Source organism: Mycobacterium sp. GA-1841, from assembly GCF_001954135.1.
In the GTDB taxonomy this organism is placed as follows: domain Bacteria; phylum Actinomycetota; class Actinomycetes; order Mycobacteriales; family Mycobacteriaceae; genus Mycobacterium.
This window is the reverse complement of sequence record NZ_MBEQ01000086.1, coordinates 1-17,335: the sequence shown is the minus strand read 5'-3', so window position 1 is coordinate 17,335 and position 17,335 is coordinate 1. Positions and strand designations below refer to the sequence as shown.

General features: G+C 64.6%; 17 protein-coding genes. 13 read left to right on the top strand and 4 right to left on the bottom strand.

Features of this window, described 5'->3' with window-relative positions:
* Positions 1-38 precede the first annotated feature (38 nt).
* The 4 genes from A5740_RS28520 (at position 39) to A5740_RS20190 (ending at position 3,416) form a co-directional block, all read left to right on the top strand.
* Positions 39-317 (top strand): hypothetical protein, encoded by a 279-nt coding sequence (locus tag A5740_RS28520; protein ID WP_139335252.1) that lies wholly within the window; start codon positions 39-41, stop codon positions 315-317.
* A 29-nt stretch (positions 318-346) separates the two neighbouring features.
* Positions 347-1,825 (top strand): hypothetical protein, encoded by a 1,479-nt coding sequence (locus tag A5740_RS20205; RefSeq protein ID WP_076196941.1) that lies wholly within the window; start codon positions 347-349, stop codon positions 1,823-1,825.
* Between the two features lie 542 nt (positions 1,826-2,367).
* Positions 2,368-2,835, top strand: coding sequence for a hypothetical protein (locus tag A5740_RS20195; RefSeq protein ID WP_139335251.1), 468 nt, complete (start codon positions 2,368-2,370; stop codon positions 2,833-2,835).
* Between the two features lie 62 nt (positions 2,836-2,897).
* Complete coding sequence (locus A5740_RS20190; RefSeq protein WP_076196935.1) at positions 2,898-3,416, top strand: hypothetical protein; 519 nt, start codon at positions 2,898-2,900, stop codon at positions 3,414-3,416.
* Here A5740_RS20190 and A5740_RS20185 read toward each other — a convergent pair.
* Entirely contained in the window at positions 3,390-4,346 is a 957-nt protein-coding gene (locus A5740_RS20185) for an oxygenase MpaB family protein (RefSeq protein ID WP_076196933.1), read from the bottom strand. The genes A5740_RS20190 and A5740_RS20185 overlap by 27 nt on opposite strands.
* Positions 4,347-4,486: 140 nt before the next feature.
* Here A5740_RS20185 and A5740_RS20180 point away from each other — a divergent pair, with 140 nt between their 5' ends.
* The 3 genes from A5740_RS20180 (at position 4,487) to A5740_RS20170 (ending at position 7,716) form a co-directional block, all read left to right on the top strand.
* The gene (locus A5740_RS20180) at positions 4,487-5,053 is read left to right on the top strand and encodes a TetR/AcrR family transcriptional regulator (protein WP_076196931.1); all 567 of its coding nucleotides are present in this window, start codon (positions 4,487-4,489) and stop codon (positions 5,051-5,053) included.
* A 181-nt stretch (positions 5,054-5,234) separates the two neighbouring features.
* The gene (locus tag A5740_RS20175; protein ID WP_083654298.1) at positions 5,235-5,852 is read left to right on the top strand and encodes a TetR/AcrR family transcriptional regulator; all 618 of its coding nucleotides are present in this window, start codon (positions 5,235-5,237) and stop codon (positions 5,850-5,852) included.
* 7 nt (positions 5,853-5,859) lie between these two features.
* A complete protein-coding gene (locus A5740_RS20170) occupies positions 5,860-7,716 on the top strand; it encodes a S9 family peptidase (protein WP_076196929.1) in 1,857 nt (618 codons plus the stop codon).
* A 75-nt stretch (positions 7,717-7,791) separates the two neighbouring features.
* Here the strand turns inward: A5740_RS20170 and sucD are convergent, their stop codons facing one another.
* Together sucD and sucC are read right to left on the bottom strand one after the other, a co-directional pair.
* Positions 7,792-8,688: a succinate--CoA ligase subunit alpha gene (sucD, locus tag A5740_RS20165; protein WP_076196927.1), complete on the bottom strand. Its 897-nt coding sequence runs from the start codon at positions 8,686-8,688 to the stop codon at positions 7,792-7,794.
* A 14-nt stretch (positions 8,689-8,702) separates the two neighbouring features.
* Positions 8,703-9,866: an ADP-forming succinate--CoA ligase subunit beta gene (gene sucC, locus A5740_RS20160; protein ID WP_067771149.1), complete on the bottom strand. Its 1,164-nt coding sequence runs from the start codon at positions 9,864-9,866 to the stop codon at positions 8,703-8,705.
* 283 nt (positions 9,867-10,149) lie between these two features.
* Between sucC and A5740_RS20155 the strand changes: the two genes are divergently transcribed.
* Both A5740_RS20155 and A5740_RS20150 read left to right on the top strand, forming a co-directional pair.
* A complete protein-coding gene (locus A5740_RS20155; RefSeq protein ID WP_076196925.1) occupies positions 10,150-11,232 on the top strand; it encodes a M23 family metallopeptidase in 1,083 nt (360 codons plus the stop codon).
* Entirely contained in the window at positions 11,233-11,877 is a 645-nt protein-coding gene (locus A5740_RS20150) for a hypothetical protein (RefSeq protein ID WP_076196923.1), read from the top strand.
* Positions 11,878-11,902: 25 nt separating this feature from the next.
* Here A5740_RS20150 and A5740_RS20145 read toward each other — a convergent pair whose 3' ends face one another.
* Positions 11,903-13,096, bottom strand: a complete 1,194-nt coding sequence (locus tag A5740_RS20145; protein ID WP_076196921.1) for a cytochrome P450 — start codon at positions 13,094-13,096, stop codon at positions 11,903-11,905.
* A 181-nt stretch (positions 13,097-13,277) separates the two neighbouring features.
* On the opposite strand from A5740_RS20145, the gene A5740_RS20140 reads away from it, so the two are divergent.
* From A5740_RS20140 to A5740_RS20125, 4 genes are all read left to right on the top strand, one after another.
* Positions 13,278-14,237 (top strand): ABC transporter substrate-binding protein, encoded by a 960-nt coding sequence (locus tag A5740_RS20140; protein WP_076196919.1) that lies wholly within the window; start codon positions 13,278-13,280, stop codon positions 14,235-14,237.
* Complete coding sequence (locus tag A5740_RS20135; protein ID WP_076196917.1) at positions 14,216-15,091, top strand: ABC transporter permease; 876 nt, start codon at positions 14,216-14,218, stop codon at positions 15,089-15,091. The genes A5740_RS20140 and A5740_RS20135 overlap by 22 nt, the downstream gene beginning before the upstream one ends.
* Entirely contained in the window at positions 15,088-15,837 is a 750-nt protein-coding gene (locus tag A5740_RS20130) for an ABC transporter ATP-binding protein (protein WP_076196915.1), read from the top strand. Before A5740_RS20135 ends, A5740_RS20130 begins: the two co-directional genes overlap by 4 nt.
* Positions 15,821-17,335: FAD-dependent oxidoreductase (locus A5740_RS20125; RefSeq protein ID WP_076196981.1), on the top strand; the 1,515-nt coding region annotated here is incomplete at its 3' end. The genes A5740_RS20130 and A5740_RS20125, both read left to right, overlap by 17 nt.

Below are 17,335 nucleotides of genomic sequence, written 5' to 3'. Positions count from 1 at the left end.
TGCATATCGACCGTCATCAGCTGCATTACCGTTGATGGGTGACGCAGCCACTGAGAGTTGACACCGCAGCGCTTAGGAGCGCTGCCCAAGAACTGGCCGGGCTGAGCGACGGACTGGACCATTCACTCACTCACGAATGGCAACCGCCGGCGGATCAACCGTCAGCGAAGGCCACTGTTGCCGTCACTGCTGCGACCAATCACGTGATGAGCGAATGTTCCGGCAATCTGCTCAGCTTCGCCGACAACATCGCCCAGGCACGCGCTTCTACGATGCGACCGACTCGGCCAATGCTGGTGCCGTTATCCACACCATGAACCCGTCGAAGTAGGAGCAACGGGTCGAGATGCTGACACGTTCCCGTGTCGAGAGTTGGACGACCGGCCACCTGAAATCCGCGGCGCTCGGATGGGAGCGCGGCGCCACCATCATCGAAGAGCACTACAGCAAGGCACAAAGCACTGTTGGCGGCGTTCCCTGGACCGGCCCGGCGTCAGACCGAGCGAATGAGAAACTGGCCGAGAACATGGTCGAAGTTCAAGGCGCACTGGGATTGATGCGGCAGGCGGCGGCTATCGCCAAGTCGGGAGCGGAATCTGTCGACACGGCGAAGAACGACGCAGTCAACGCGATCAAGAACACCGAAAACCAGTTCTTCTCGGTGAGTGAGGATCTGACTGTCACCGACCGCGTGCCGTGGATCATCAGCCCCGCCCTGGCCCTGATGCGAAAACTGCAGGCGACACACGCACAAGCCGACATTCGCGCGAAGGCGACGGTGTTGGAGTTCACCGATCAGAAGGTTGCTGACCAACTTGATCGCATGACCGCACAACTGCACGAATTCGATCTTGAAGGCGGCAAGGGTGGTGCTCCGGAAACCGGAAAGTCCGGTACCCCGCAGATCACCGGGATGCCAGGCCCACTGAGACCTGAAAGCAAGGCGGCAGACCTGAATTCCACGTTGCCCGGCACCGGCATCGAGATCAGCGGCGACGGACGGACCGGCTACCCCACGTTGAATGGTGAACGAAACCCGTTGGAAATCGATGCGAACAAGCCGTCGGTGGACAACCCCGAAGGGCGTGACAAAGTTCGGCCGTTACCGACCGGCACGATTGTCGGCCCCGACGGCAAGCAGTACGCGCTCTACAGCGAGGTCCCTTACACGCTGCCGAATGGAGATCCCAATCCCGAGTATGCGACTGCCAATACGACTGTGGTCGATCTGTCCGATCCGTCGAAGAGCATCGGTGCCCTCCCAGGAATCTCCCAAGCCAGCGGTGTCTACGACCCCAAAACCAACCGCATGGTCGTAGTCGGAAACACCGGCCCTCACCCCGGCGATCGAACGAGAATGCTGTACATGTCCGATCCGATCGATCCCACCAATCCGAACGGGTGGATGCAGACTCTGAAGCCCCAGGGGGAAGTACAGGGACTTCCTGGCGATCGAGAAAGTCAACTCGTCGCACTCAAAGGTGGCGGATACATGCTCGTCGGCTCGGACAACGTTGTCCGAGATGGCAATCAACAGCCAATCGGTGCGGTCACAGCCGCTACCCCGGAAGGGTTGCTCACCGCCCCGCGCACCGACTTATTTCCACCAGGCCCTCATCCGAATTGGCCAGGCTCACCGCCTGCACCGCCCTATGGGCCAACCGTCATCGACACGACTTACGACCCGGTCACAGGCACGGAAACGGTCCAATTGCGAGTCAGCACGTGGGAGCGACCTGAATGGTGGAAGGGACCAACACCCGAACAGCCGAAAATGCCATATAACCCCCAGACCTACTCGACAACTGTCACGGTGCAGCACTAACAAATGGAGAGCAGCACGATGAGTAAAGCCTGCAGGTCTACGAAGCGATGCCTCGTCTTCCTGGCATTGTCGACGAGCCTCGCAACGTTCTTTCCAGCGACGGCTAGCTCCGCGCCGCCCGGATTTCCAGACCTCTCACTTTTCACAGAGGTGCACGACGGCCGAAAATTCACCCGCCCGGACAAATGGGCCAACGGTTACGCCTTCTTCCGGACCCAATCCGGGATCTCGTGCGCCCTCGGTGGCGGCACCTGGTGCTATGGAAACCTACCCGGTCTGGTAGCCGACCAGAAAAGCACGTGCACGTCCGTTACCCGCGGGAATCCATCGGAGCCGTTTCGGTTCGAGAAGTCTGACAAGCCATGCGTTCCCACGTCCGACGACTTGCTCAATCCCGGGGAGAAACTGACTTTCGAGGCGTACGGCACAACCTGCGCAGTTGGGGATCAGAACCTCGTAGCCTGCATCGACAACTGGCACAATCACGGATTCGTCCTACAAGCGTCCGGCAGCTGGGCGTTCTGATGAGGTTGGCCCAATGTTTGGCGGTTTCAGCCTTCGTGCTCGCGGCCTGCTCGTCGACTTCCGAACTCCCCGCACCCCCGGAGGGTTTCCCCGACCTGAACTCATTCACCGCGGTAGATCCCAAGGATTACAGCTTGGGCGGTACGGCATTCGTCAGTCCAGAGCAGATCCATTGTGTGCTTGACAACGGACCGCGTAAGACGGTGGTGTGCGGCGGCAACATCGACGGGGTTCCCGACTCACTGGGTGGCGACGGTTGTCCTAGGGTGAGCAAGCCCGACGACAGCCCGAGCGAGACACCGTACTCCATCACACGGACCAAAGGTGCCTGCGCTTCAGCCAGATTCAAGCCGATCACCACGGGCAAGAAACTCAAGGGCGACAACAGCAGCTGCGTCGTCGGGAAGAACAACCTCGTCGCGTGCATCGACGCGGACCACAAGCACGGCTTCGTCCTGCAACCTTCCGGCAGTTGGACGTTCTGATGCGTGTCGGGCCAGCGGCCATTGGAGCACTGCTGTCGATGGCCCTCTGTTCCTGCACGACAATGCTTGAGGGCCAAGCTGTTTCGGGCCCGGCGTCATACCCTTCTCCCCCGCCCCACACCTTCCCGGATCTCACCGCATTCCACACCGCCGATCTCGCCGCGTACTCCAGCACCAACTGGCACAACGACACCCAAGTCTCGTTCACAGCGGCCGGAGTGACCTGCCTGGCCAATGTGTACGGCCAGACGACCGGGGTCGACGGACTCGGCATGATCGACTGCCGGGCTCCGAGCCTGCCCGGGTTCCCACCGGATGCGGCTGGACAAGACCTGCCAGCCAGAGCACCGGCCTGGGACACCGTCGTCCAATCGGTCAGCGAAACCTCAAGTGGTGAATTCGAATTCACCTACACCCGCGGAGTGCCATGGGGCCAGGATCATGAACCAACGGAGCTGTCGGTAGGGCAGAAACTCCTCGTCAACGACTCCGGCTGTGCAGCCGGGGATGACTTCGTGGCCTGCTACACCGCCTATCATCACGGCTTCGTGGTCTCACCGAGTGGCAGCTGGGCCTTCTGACAGGTTGTAGGCGAACGACTTCTGCTGCCGCTGCTTCATCTTCTCAAGGCACTCATGGTGTTTGCGTGCGTGATACGCCAGCGGAAAGTAGGTCAGCCGATCCGGCAGGACGCGGTAGGCGGTGCGGATCACGGCGTAGATGCGCTGAAGTTGACGCTCTTCGGCGTCGCTCCAGGTGACCCCGAGCTTGGCCCGCAGCCGTGGTTCGAGCAGCCCCACGACCGACAGGTAGTTGAACCGCAGTGCGGGCCGTAGTGCGCGACGGACCAACGGGTGCAACAACTTCGGTACTGACGGCGGAAGCTCGACGTTGCCGGTCTGCATGTCCTTGATCAACCGCAAGGCCTGCGGCGTGCCCTCCAGCTTGTCGATCATGGCCTCGTAGTACTCGGCCATCTCGGCGCGCGTGGTCGGGTAACCATTCATCGGCACATGCAGCAGACGGGCGAGCCGGCGGTTGTCCCGCAGCAACTCGTCCTTTTCGGCGTCGGTGAAGTCGCGTCCGATCAGCAGCTTGCCGCCACCTTCGGCGTTGACGATGTAACCCGTGGCGATTACCCATTGGTACGCCTCGGGATTGAGCGCACTGATCTGTTTTCCGGTCTCGGCGCTCTTCATGGTGATCGGCTGGTGCAGCGCGCGCACCCGGTTCCCTTCGGCGACTGCCTCGGTGCCGCCATAGGTCCACCGCAGCACCGAGTCGACGCTGCGGATGGCGCGTCCACCCGGATCCCCGTGGAACGCAGCTGAATAGCGGCCGGTGATCTCTGCGATGACGGGATGCATCGCCTGCATCATGAACGCCGCCCCGTCGACGATGAGGAACGTCCACCGGCCGGTGTGCTCGCCGGTCAGTGAGTCGAGCGGAACCAGTTCGATGTCGTCGGAGTCTTCGACGATTGAAGTTGATACTTCCGATGTGGTGGTCATGGCAGCGCACCTCCTTGAGCGTGAGCCGACGGTAATCTGACCTAAAGGTCGCATTCAAGTCGCATTCCAGGGCGAAGGTGAAAATGGAAAACTCCACGTCAGCGCCGCGCAAGAGGCCGCAGCAGGAACGCTCTCGTGAGATGGTCGCGAAAATAGTTTCGGCCACAGTGAAGCTGCTGAAGAAGACCGACCCCGAGCAGATCACCACCAACGCCATCGCAGGACAGGCCGGCGTCAGCAAGGGATCCATCTACCAGTACTTCGCCAACAAGGAAGAGATCATCCACGCGGCGATCGAACAGCTGGCCGCCGAGCAGGCGCCGCGGATCGAGGACATGCTCCGCTCGATCACCCTCGAACAGCCGCAGGAAGCCATGCAGGCCTCGATCGACATCCTGATCGATTTCACGATTTCCAATCGGAAGCTGCTCCGCTACGTCGCCGATCGGCCGGACTATGCCCGCACATTGGAGAACGCGTCGGGCCTCAACGCGACGCTGCTGGCGATGACGACGGTGCACATGGCGCATTACCGGGACCAGTACCGCAACGAGCTCAGTGCCCGCGCACTGGCGTGGCTGTTCTTCAACATGGCCGTGGCCACCACCACGCGCTACATCGAAAGCGACGACCCGATCCAACTCGACGAACTGCGCAGCGGTCTGAAGTTCGCCTCGGCGGGGCTACTCGCGGGCGGACGGGAGTAGCCGGCACGCGAGACGGCGCCTTCTGGACCGAGTTCCACGCCTTGGTCGCTCCGACCGAGCGGGCACCGCCCTGGCGCAGAAAACGACGCAGCAGATCCCAGCTGACCTGCACCCTTGACGAGTCTGTCACTTAGTGACAGATTGACAATGTCACTAAGTGACAACCCTGGAGGTGACGGCGATGGGCGAGAAGCAGGAGCAGGCCCGGCTCGCGGTGTCGCGACATGCCTGCAGGTTGTTCTGGGAACGCGGCGTCGCCGGCACCAGCGGTGACGACATCGCCGCGGCAGCAGGGCTTTCGACCCGCACCATCTGGCGTTACTTCCGGTCGAAGGAAGCCTGTGTGGAACCGGTGCTGGCCAAATCCGCGGACCGGTTCATCACCATTCTCCACCGGTGGCCACATGAGCTGTCTCTGGCCGAACATCTTGCCGCCGATGGTGTTTCACACCCAATGACACCTCGCGACGTCGAGGACGAGGTAAGTGCGATGCGCATCGCCACCATGACCCCGACCGAACCCGCCCTACGCACGTCGTACCTGATGGTGCACGACCGGATGGAACAGGGCTTCCTCCCGGTGATCGCCGACCGCTTGGAGTTGGCCGAAACAGACCTGACCGTCCGACTGTTCGCCGCCGCAGTCACCGGCGCGTTCCGCGTCGTCGACGAAGACGTCAGCGTGGCGGTGATCGTCGAGGGGAAGGCGGTCACCCAAGAAGAGGCGCTCGCCCTGATCGACCGCGCCATCCGGGAAGCGACCAACGGGCGCCTCGGCGGCCCCGTCAAACCCCGATAGGAGCAATATGGCACTGCCCGAACTCATCTCGGTAGAGGACTTCTTCAGTCCGCCCGAACGCACAGCCGCCAAGATCTCCCCCGACGGAACCAGGATCGCCTACCTGGCACCGTGGAAGAACCGCCTCAACGTGTGGGTCGAGGACCTCGACGGTGACACACCGCCACGATGCGTCACCGCCGACGAGACCCGCAGCGTTTACATCTACTACTGGACCGATGATCCGCGGTGGCTCCTGTACCTCCAGGACACCGGCGGCGACGAGAATTGGCACGTCTACCGCGTCGACCTGGACAACCCGGACGCCGCTGCCGTCGATCTCACGCCATCCCCCGGCGCCCGGGCGGAACTCGCGCTGCCGAAAGGCCGCCCGGGAAAAGCCATCGTCCAGATCAACAACCGCACACCCGAACTGCTCGACGTCTACGAACTCGACGTCGCCACCGGAGAACTCACGCTGCTCGCCCAGAATCCGGGCAATGTGTTCAGTTGGCTGTCCAGCCGCACCGGTGAGCTGTTCAGCTCCACACTGAGCGAGAACGGGGATGTCGAACTGTCGCAATGGGTTCCGGCGACAAACTCGCTGCGCACCATCACCACGTTCGACGGCACCGACTATCCACTGGGCATCTACCCCGTCACCGTCACTCCCGATGGCACCGGCATCTGGCTCGGCGCCAACACCGGCACCGACCGAACCCGCCTCGTCCGTATCGATGTGGTTACCGGCGTGGAGACCGAGGTGGACAGCCACCCGACGTTCGACCTGGCCGCGCAGATGGTGCTGCCGTCGCCACTGATCCTCGGCGAGCGGACGGGCGAACTGATCGGCGCCCGGTATTACGGCGAACGCCAGGTGATACATTCACTCGACCCGAATTTCGCTGCCGTACTGGAGAATCTGACCAAACTGTCCGACGGTGACCTCGGCGGCATCTCCTCCGACGACAGCGGGCGTCGATGGGTGGTCAACTTCTCCCACGACCGCGACCCGTTCGTCACCTACTTCTACGACCACGCCACCGGAGAAAGTCGGATGCTTTTCCGGCCATATCCGAATCTGAATTCAGATTCACTAGCACCGATGACCCCGGTCACCATCACCGCACGCGACGGACTGGAACTGCACTCGTACCTGACCCTGCCGGTCGGCATCGAGCCCGTCGACCTTCCCATGGTCCTGCTGGTGCACGGCGGCCCATGGTCGCGGGATTGTTGGGGCTTCCAACCCGATGTGCAGATGCTGGCCAACCGCGGATACGCGGTGCTACAGGTCAACTTTCGCGGCTCGACCGGCTACGGCAAGGCCTTCACCAAGGCCGCCATCGGTCAGTTCGCCGGCAAGATGCACGACGACCTGATCGATGCCGTGGATTGGGCCGTCAAGCAGGGGTACGCCGATCGCGACAAGGTGGCGATCTTCGGCGGCTCCTACGGCGGCTACGCCGCACTCGTCGGCGTCACCTTCACGCCGGACGTCTTCGCTGCGGCCATCGACTACGTCGGCATCTCGAGCCTGGCCAACTTCATGCGCACGCTGCCCACGGTGGCCCGGCCGTTTCTGGCCAACAACTGGCACCTCTACGTCGGCAATCACAACGATCCGGCGCAGGAGGCCGACATGCTGGCCCGCTCCCCCATCACTAAGGTCGATCAGATCCGCACCCCGTTGCTGGTGATCCAAGGCGCCAACGACTCTCGCGTGGTCCAAGCGGAATCCGACAACCTGGTCGAAGCCCTGCGCAAGCGTGGCGTAGAGGTCGAGTACATGGTCAAAGCCGACGAGGGCCATGGATTCCTCAACCCCGACAACCAGATTGACATGTACCACGCCGTCGAGCGGTTCCTGGGCACTCACCTTTGATGCCGAGCAGACATAAAACTGCCCCTTTCCGTGTGGAAAGGGGCAGTTTTATGTCTGCTCGCGGGAAAAATTAGGCTAGCTGAGCAGCTCGCGAGCCAGCTTGGCGGTCTCGGACGGCGTCTTGCCGACCTTCACGCCGGCGGCCTCGAGGGCCTCCTTCTTGGCCGCAGCCGTGCCCGACGAGCCCGACACGATGGCGCCGGCGTGGCCCATGGTCTTGCCCTCCGGAGCGGTGAAGCCCGCGACGTAGCCGACGACCGGCTTGGTCACGTTGGCCTTGATGTAGTCGGCGGCACGCTCTTCGGCGTCGCCACCGATCTCACCGATCATCACGATGATCTTGGTCTCGGGATCCTTCTCGAATGCCTCGATGGCATCGATGTGGGTGGTGCCGATGACCGGGTCGCCGCCGATGCCGATGGCGGTCGAGAAGCCGAGATCGCGCAGCTCGTACATCATCTGGTAGGTCAGGGTGCCCGACTTGGAGACCAGGCCGATCGGGCCCTTGCCGGTGATGTTGTTCGGCGTGATGCCGACCAGCGATTCGCCGGGGGTGATGATGCCGGGGCAGTTCGGCCCGATGATGCGGGTCTTCTGACCCTTTTCTACGTTGTAGGCCCACGCATAAGCGCTGTCCTGCACCGGGATTCCCTCGGTGATGACCACCAGCAGCGGGATCTCGGCGTCGACGGCCTCGATGATCGCGTCCTTCGAGAAGGCCGGCGGCACGAAGGCGATCGACACGTCGGCGCCGGTCTCCTTCATGGCCTCGGCCACCGAGCCGAACACCGGCAATTCGACGCTTTGACCGTTCTTATCGACGTGCGACACCTTGGTGCCGGCCTTGCGGGCGTTGACGCCGCCGACGACCTGGGTGCCGGCCTTGAGCATCAGTGCGGTGTGCTTGGTGCCCTCGCCGCCGGTGATGCCCTGGACGATGACCTTGGAGTCCTTGTTCAGAAAGATAGACATTGTTGTTGGCTCCCTTACTTATTCGCCAGCTCGGCGGCCTTGTCGGCACCGGCGTCCATGGTCTCGGCCTGGATCACCAGCGGGTGATTGGCCTCGGCCAGGATGCGGCGGCCCTCTTCGACGTTGTTGCCGTCGAGACGCACGACGAGCGGCTTGTTGGCCTCGTCACCAAGCTTCTTGAGCGCCCCCACGATGCCGTTGGCCACCGCGTCACAGGCGGTGATGCCGCCGAACACGTTGACGAACACGCTCTTGACCTGGCTGTCGTTCAGGATGACGTCCAGACCGTTGGCCATCACCTCGGCCGAGGCGCCACCACCGATGTCGAGGAAGTTGGCCGGCTTCACGCCGCCGTGCTTCTCACCGGCGTAGGCGACGACGTCCAGCGTCGACATGACCAGGCCGGCACCGTTACCGATGATGCCGACGGCGCCGTCGAGCTTGACGTAGTTGAGGTCGTTCTCCTTGGCCTTGAGCTCGAGCGGATCGGTGGCGTCCTTGTCCTCGAACTCGGCGTGGCCGGGCTGCCGGAAATCGGCGTTGGCGTCGAGGGTGACCTTGCCGTCCAGCGCCAGGATCTGATCGTCGGGGGTACGCACCAGCGGGTTGACCTCGACCAGGGTGGCGTCCTCTTTGACGAACACCTCCCACAGCTTCTGGATCGTCACCGCGGCGGCGTCGAGCACCTCGGCGGGCAGGTGGCCCTTCTCGGCGATCTCACGCGCGAAGGCCAGATCGACACCCTTGACGGCGTCGACGGGAACCTTGGCCAGCCGCTCGGGCTTGGTGGCGGCGACCTCTTCGATCTCCATGCCGCCCTCAACCGAGCACATGGCGAGGTAAGTGCGGTTGGCCCGATCGAGCAGGAAGGAGATGTAGTACTCCTCGGCGATGTCGCTCGCCTCGGCCACCAGCAACTTTTTGACGACGTGGCCCTTGATGTCGAGACCGAGGATGTTCTGCGCATGGGTGAGCGCGTCCTCAGGGGTAGCTGCGTACTTCACGCCGCCGGCCTTGCCGCGACCGCCGACCTTCACCTGTGCCTTGATCATCACGGGCTTGCCGATTTCGGTGGCGATCGCCTTGGCGTCCTCGGCCGAGTCGGTCACGCGGCCCGGGGTTGTGGGGACGTTGTGCTTGGCGAACAGCTCTTTCGCCTGATATTCGAAGAGATCCATGTGCTTCCTAGATAGGCGTTGTCTGTCTGCTTCGCTTCGAGCGCGCGCGTCGAAGCTGCCCGGTCCGGTACCTCTGACGGGCCCGGGGGAACTTTATCCACCGCAGAGTGGTGGATTGGCACCGCCTCCTGCTCATGTGGTAGATCTCACCGCCGCGCTCCGGTGATACGGATCACATTCTGGCGCGGAATAGACACAAGAGTTGCCACCATCATTGGGATTTGGTTAACGTGCCTCTGGTCCAGATCACGTTCAGGTCACGACGAAGAAGGATTCCCGAGTCTTGCCGCAGCACCGTTCGTCCGCAGCTCCACGAGGAGTGCCGACGGGCGCACGCGAGCGCAGACCACTGTCTCCGGACGAACTCGACGCCGCGGAGATCACCGACATCATCCCGTTCAGTGCGTTCGACGACTTCGAGGACGCCTCTGATGACGGCTCCAGCGTCATCTATGCCCCGGAACTCGATGATCTAAACGACACCGACGATCTGGTGCCCGTTCAACTGGCCGTGCCGTCGCGCTTCCGCCCCGATGCTGGCACCTCGTCGTCCTCACGCACAGGGCGCAATTCCACGCACGCCTACCGCGACAGCCACACCGACGTGAGCGACGGCCTCGCCGCCACCGACGTGATCAACCTTTCCGGCCGTCGCGGTGGTGCCCACCGCAAGGAGCCGGCCGGGGCCCTCAAGAGCCGCCTGATGATCGCGGCGATGGCCGCAGGTGCATCCGCCGCCGGCGCCTACTCGTTCGGCAGCACGCCCGACACGCAAGCGGACGACACCATCCTGGCCTCCGAGGGCACCCAGATCGAAGGCGCCTCGGTCACCGGTTCGGTGGACGGCATGCAGATCGTCTCGGTTGCCTCCACCGCCGACTCCCCGGTGCACGCCGAGGAGATCACCAAAGCCGCCGCCTTCGCCCAGGAGCGAGCCGAACGCGAGGCCCGGCTGTCGCGGCCCCTGTTCGTCATGCCGACCAAGGGTTACGTCTGGACCTCGAACTTCGGTTACCGCTGGGGCGTGCTGCACGCCGGCATCGACCTCGCGAGCCCGATCGGCACCCCGATCGTGGCGGTCTCCGACGGCGTCGTGATCGCCTCGGGCCCGACCGCCGGATACGGCGCCTGGGTCAAGCTGCGTCACGCCGACGGCACCGTCACGCTCTACGGCCACATCAACACCTGGCTGGTCAACGTGGGTGACCGGGTGATGGCCGGCGATCAGATCGCCACCGTCGGGAACCGGGGCTACTCCACTGGCCCCCACCTGCATTTCGAGGTACTGCAGAACGGCACCAGCCGCATCGACCCGGTGCCGTGGCTGTCCAAGCGAGGACTGAGCGTCGGCAGCTACGTTGGCTGAGTGAGTGACGACGGCCAGTTGGCAGCCGATCAACCCGACGAAGACGACGACAGCACCCGCATCATCCGGCGACAGCCTCAGGCGCCGATGTCGCGCCCCGTACCGGTTGGCGACGATCCCCAGACGAGCATCATTCGCCGTCATCCCACCGGCGCCATTCCCAGCGCAGCCGGAGCAGAACCGCCGACCGGCCTGCTCGGTGAGATGCCCGACGAGGCGGTCACCAGTTATGTCCCGCGCGCCCGTCCGCCGATCATTCCTCGGGTGTCGACGAGCACCAATCCTCGAACGGCGATCGTGGCCGCGACGTTGGCGATCCTGGGTGGTTGGGCTACCGGCGTCATCGCCACCGATCTGATCGCGGGCTGGTGGCGCACCGACCGGTTGTTCTGTGTGGCCATCGGTTTCCTGGCGGCGATCTCGGCCGCAGCAACCATCGGCGGGCTCGTCGCATTGTTGCTGAGGCACCGGATGGGCCGGCTGCTGGTCATCGTCGGCGCGGTGATCGGCCTGCTGATCTTCGGCAGTCTGTTCATCGCGGGAGCGCACGTGCACCCCGTGGTCTATGCGATGCCGGCGCTCCCCGTGGCCGCGATCGTGTTCACCATGTTGCCCTCGACGGGACGCTGGACCGCGCGCCGGTAAGTGGTGACAACACCGCCACGAGCATCTAGAACATGACCGGCATACGCGCCCACCCGCGCACACTAGATGTGTGGGCGCGGAAGGCGTTGCCATAGTCGACTTCCCAGTCGGTCCACCGCTTGAGCACCTCTTCGATGGCAACCCGCGCCTCGAGCCGGGCCAGGGCCGAGCCCAAGCAGAAGTGCAGACCTTGCCCGAAGCTCAGGTGCCCACCCTTGCGGTGGATGTCGAACCGGTCGGGATCGGTGAACTTCGTCTCGTCCCGGTTGGCTGATCCGTTGAGCAACAACATGTACGAGCCTTCCGGAATGGCCTGCCCGTAGTGCTCGACGTCCTCGGCGACATACCGGGCCTGCACCGGTGAGGGCGGTTCGAAGCGCAACGTCTCCTCGACCGCCCCTGGGATCAGGCTCGGGTCGGCGACGAGTTCACGTCGTTGGTCGGGATGGTCGCCGAGCAGCTGTCCCATGAAACCGATGAGCCGGGCGGTGGTTTCGCCGCCCGCGCCGGCGATCATCGCGGTGTAGGCCAGCACCTCGGTACGTTCCAGCTTGCGGCGGGTGCCGTCGGGTTCCTCGATTTCGGCGTTGAGCAGCTCGGTCATCAGGTCGTCGGAAGGATGGGTGGATCGCCATTCGATGTACTCGGAGAACATCGCCAGAGCGTCCACGAAGACCGTCGCGCTGACGTCGATGGTGTCCTCGGCGAGTGCGATGTTCTTGTCGGTGCCGGCGCGGATCTGCTCCTGCCCCTCTTCGGGGATGCCCAGCAGATAGCCGATGGTCCGCATCGGCATGAACGCCCCGAGGTCGGCGACGAAGTCGAAACCGTCCTGCTCGCGCAGCGGGTCGAGGGCCTTGGCGCAGAAATCGCGCACCAGATCCTCGACGGCCAGCATCCGTCGCGGCGTGAAAACTCGCGACAACAGCCGACGGTGGAGATCGTGCAGTGGTGGGTCCTCGAAGAGCAGGATGCCCGGCGGCACCTCGATACCGCTGAACAGAATGTCGGCGGTGGTCCCCCGACCGGACCGGTAGGCCTGCCAGTTGGGCAGCTCCCGCGCGACATCGTCCCAACGGCTCAGCGCATAGAAGTTGTACTTCTCGTTGTAGTACAACGGCGCTTCACTGCGCATCCGCTTCCAGATCGGATACGGGTTGTCGTCGATGTCGTTGTCGAAGGGGTCGTAGTAGAGCTCCACCGCATGCTGAGTCGTCACCGATCCGCTTCTCCGTCGTCCGTACCAAATAGTTGTTCCACCGTACTGTGCGACTCATCTACCGGTCAATCACCTTGCAACCAGCCTGATCGAAACGGTCGACCTGAAATCGTCCCCGGGCGTCTACTGGGGCGGATTCGCGTGTGTGCGCATCCCGAAACCTCCCGGAGGCCCGCTCCCCATGTTCAACCGCTTGTTGCGCACCGCGTTTGCGCTGACCCTCCTCATCACCGCAGTGTCGTGCAGCAGCGACGACAACGAGGCCTCGGGCTATACCCTGCGCGTCGGGGCCACCTCGGTGACCGGGACACCCGCGGGATCGCTCGGCTGGGGTGACAAGCAGGGCATCCTCGCCGAACAACTGAAGTCCGCCGGCGTCGGCAAGATCGAGTACTCGTTCTTCCAGTCGGGCAGCGATGTCGCCTCGGCCGTGTTCGCCGGCGCCATCGACGTCGCGGCCATCGGCGACAACCCCGCGCTGCGCGCCCGCAGCCGGGATCCCAAAGTGGTGCTGCTGTCCCTGGATTCGGTGAACGGCGACGCCTGGCTGGTGGGCGCCAAAGGCGGTCCGACCGACATCAAGGGGCTGGTCGGCAAGGACATCACCGCGCCACAGGGCACGATCCGCGACCGCGCGGCCCGCCAACTCATCGACGCCGCCGGTCTCACCGGCCAGATCCAGGTGCGTGACGTGCCGACACCGGAGTCCATCGCCGGGCTGAGCTCCGGGAAGATCGACGCGACGATCCTGACCGGCGCCAGTGCCGCCGAGCTGGAGTCCAAGGGATTCCCGATCATCGACAGCCTGTCGCGTCACGGGTTCGGCAGCACCGGCACGAACATCGCCCTCACCACGTTCACCGACGCCCACCCAGGGTTCACCGAGGCCTGGCAGCAGGCGGTCACCGAGGTCAACCGCGACATCACGGAGAACTTCGACGACTACCTGTCCTGGGTGGCGCAGACCGACGACACCGATCTGCAGTTCGTCCAGAAGTCCACCCGTGCAGAGGAGTTCAACACCGAACCGTTCCCTCAGGTCGGCGTTGACCAGCTTGAGGCCGCCTACAAGTTCCTCAACGCCGACGGGTCGTTCGACCACGAGTACTCGGTGACGGAATGGGCCGGGGGCAAGTCGTGACGAGCGCGACAGCCGTCCGGCCGCCGTCGGCGAGTCCTGAACTCGTCGACGTCGTCGGTAGCCGCAACCGCCGAAAAGGCTTGTGGGCACGTGTTCCCCGGCCTGTGCGCCGGCTGATGAGCCCCGTCCTGATCCTGGCGATCTGGACCATCGGCTCGGGGACCGGGCTTCTCAACACCGACCTGTTCCCGCCGCCGACCCAGGTGGCGGCCACGGCGTGGCGGCTGCTCGGCGACGGCCAACTCGCCACCCACGTCGGCGCCTCGGGCATCCGGGTGCTGACCGGCACACTGCTGGGCATCCTGATCGGCGTCCTGCTGGCCGTGGCGGCCGGGCTCACCCGCACCGGCGAAGACCTGCTCGACTGGACCATGCAGATCCTCAAAGCGGTCCCGAACTTCGCGCTGACGCCGCTGCTGATCATCTGGATGGGCATCGGTGAGGGCCCCAAGATCGTGTTGATCACCACCGGGGTGGCGATCGCGATCTACATCAACACCTACTCCGGAATCCGCGGTGTGGACCGGCAATTGGTGGAGATGGCCCAGACCCTGGAGGCGTCGCGCCCCACCCTCATCACCCAGGTGATCCTGCCGGGGGCCATGCCGAATTTTCTGGTGGGCCTACGACTAGGGCTCTCCAGTGCGTGGTTGAGCCTGATCTTCGCGGAGATGATCAACACCACCGAAGGCATCGGCTACCTGATGTCGCGGGCACAGACCAACCTGCAATTCGACGTCTCGCTGCTGGTCATCGTCATCTATGCGGTGGCCGGTCTGCTGTCCTACACGCTGGTGCGAGTCCTGGAACGGCTACTGCTGGCTTGGCGCAACGGCTTCGAAGGCATCTCGTGAGCGCACCGGTGGTGCAGGTACGCAGGCTGCGAAAGTCGTTCGGACCCCAGCAGGTGCTCGACGAACTCGACTTACACATCGAGGACGGCGAATTCGTCGCGATGCTCGGCCGGTCCGGTTCCGGCAAGAGCACGCTGCTGCGGGTGCTGGCCGGCCTCGACGACGACGTCACCGGATCGGTGTTGGTGCCTCGGTCCCGGGCCGTGGTGTTCCAGAATCCACGCTTGTTGCCGTGGCGGCGCGCGCTGGCCAACGTGACGTTTGCACTGCCAGACGCCGGGCCCGACGCCCCCAGCCGCGCGGCGCGGGCCCGGGCCGCGCTTGAGGAAGTAGGCCTGGCCGACAAGACCGTCGACAAAACCAGGGCCTGGCCACTCTCGCTGTCCGGCGGTGAGGCGCAACGGGTTTCCTTGGCGCGTGCGCTGGTACGCGAACCCGATCTGCTGCTGCTCGACGAGCCGTTCGGCGCGCTCGATGCGCTGACCCGGCTCAGGATGTACGGCCTGTTGCACGAGCTGTGGTCCCGCAGACGCATGGCGGTGCTGCACGTAACCCACGATGTCGACGAGGCGATCCTGCTGGCCGACCGGGTGGTGGTGCTCTCCGGCGGGCGGGTCTCACTGGACCGCCACGTCGGATTGCCCTTCCCCCGCACCCGCAGCGACGACGGCTTCGACGAGCTGCGCCGCAGCCTGCTGGCGGAACTCGGCGTCCGAGAGGAAGTAGGCCATGACGGCTCCCGTTGACCCCGACGTGCTGAGCACCGACGTGCTGGTGATCGGCGGCGGGCCCGCGGCTACCTGGGCGGCCATTTCGGCCGCCGAATCCGGGGTCCAAGTGATCCTCGTGGACAAGGGCTATTGCGGCACCAGCGGGGCCACGGCCGCCGGCGGCAACAACCTGTGGGCGATCGGCCCGGGCCCGCGCCGCGAAGAGGCCGTGCGGGAACGCGAGCTGGCCGCGGGCCGGATCACCGACTCCGAGTGGATGTTCCGAGTACTGGCCACCTCGTGGGACCGGCTCGAACAGCTCTCCGAATGGGGCTATCCGTTTCCGGTCGGCGCCGACGGACGGGAGATGCGCAGCAGCCTGCAGGGCCCGGAGTACATGCGTCGCATGCGCCGCAAAGCCCATCGCAGCGGGGTGCGGATCCTCGATCATCATCCGGCACTCGAGCTGACCGCCGACCGCGATGGCGTCATCACCGGCGCCACCGGCATCGCCCGTCAGGACGGCGGCCGGCCATGGCAGATCGCCGCGGGTGCCGTCGTACTGGCCACGGGCGGAACCGCGTTTCTGTCAGGCACTTTCGGCACCAACGTCGATACCGGCGAGGGTCTGCTGATGGCGGCCGAGCACGGGGCACAGCTCTCTGGCATGGAGTTCTGCACCGCCTATGCCCTTGCGCCCGAATGGGGTGTGCACACCAAGGGCCGAATGTTGCAGTGGGGCAGCTTCTACGACGAGCATGGCCGGCCGTTCACCACTCAACGCGGGTTGAGCGGACGCCAGGACGCGCAGCGGGCGTTGACCCAGGGCCGGCGCGTGTTCGCCCGGCTCGACCGGGCGCCCGAACACATCCGCCAGACCATGCGTGACGCCCAGCCGAACTACTTCCTACCGCTGGACAAGGCCGGTATCGACCCGTTCACCACGGCCTACCCGGTGCGGATGGTCTACGAGGGTTCGGTTCGTGGGACCGGTGGCCTGCGCCTGGTCGGACCCGACTGTGCCACAACGGTTCCCGGACTGTACGCCGCAGGTGACGCCGCGACCCGCGAACTCATCACCGGCTCACTGTCCGGCGGGGGCAGCCGCAACGGGTCCTGGGCGATCGCCTCGGGCACGTTCGCCGGCCGGGGCGCGGCGGAGTTCAGCCGCGGCCGACGGGCCCAATCGGCCGGGTGGGAGTCACTGGCGCGGCCGTCACGCTCGGGTGCACCGACAGTCGAGGAGGTGGTGGCCGCCGCGCAGACACACATCCTGCCGCCGCAGCGCAGCTACCTGAAATCCGAAGAGCGGCTGACCGAATCGGCCGCGGTGCTGGAGACCGTGTGGCACGACATCGCCGACGGTCTGGCCCCGGTCCCGGCCCGGGAGATCTACAAGCAGCGCGAGGCGCAGGCCATGGTCGCCGTGGCGCGCTGGATCACCGCGGCTTCCCTGGCCCGGCCCGAGACGCGTGGTCTGCACCGCCGCGAAGACCGGCCCGACACCGACCATCGCTACGAACATCGATTCCTG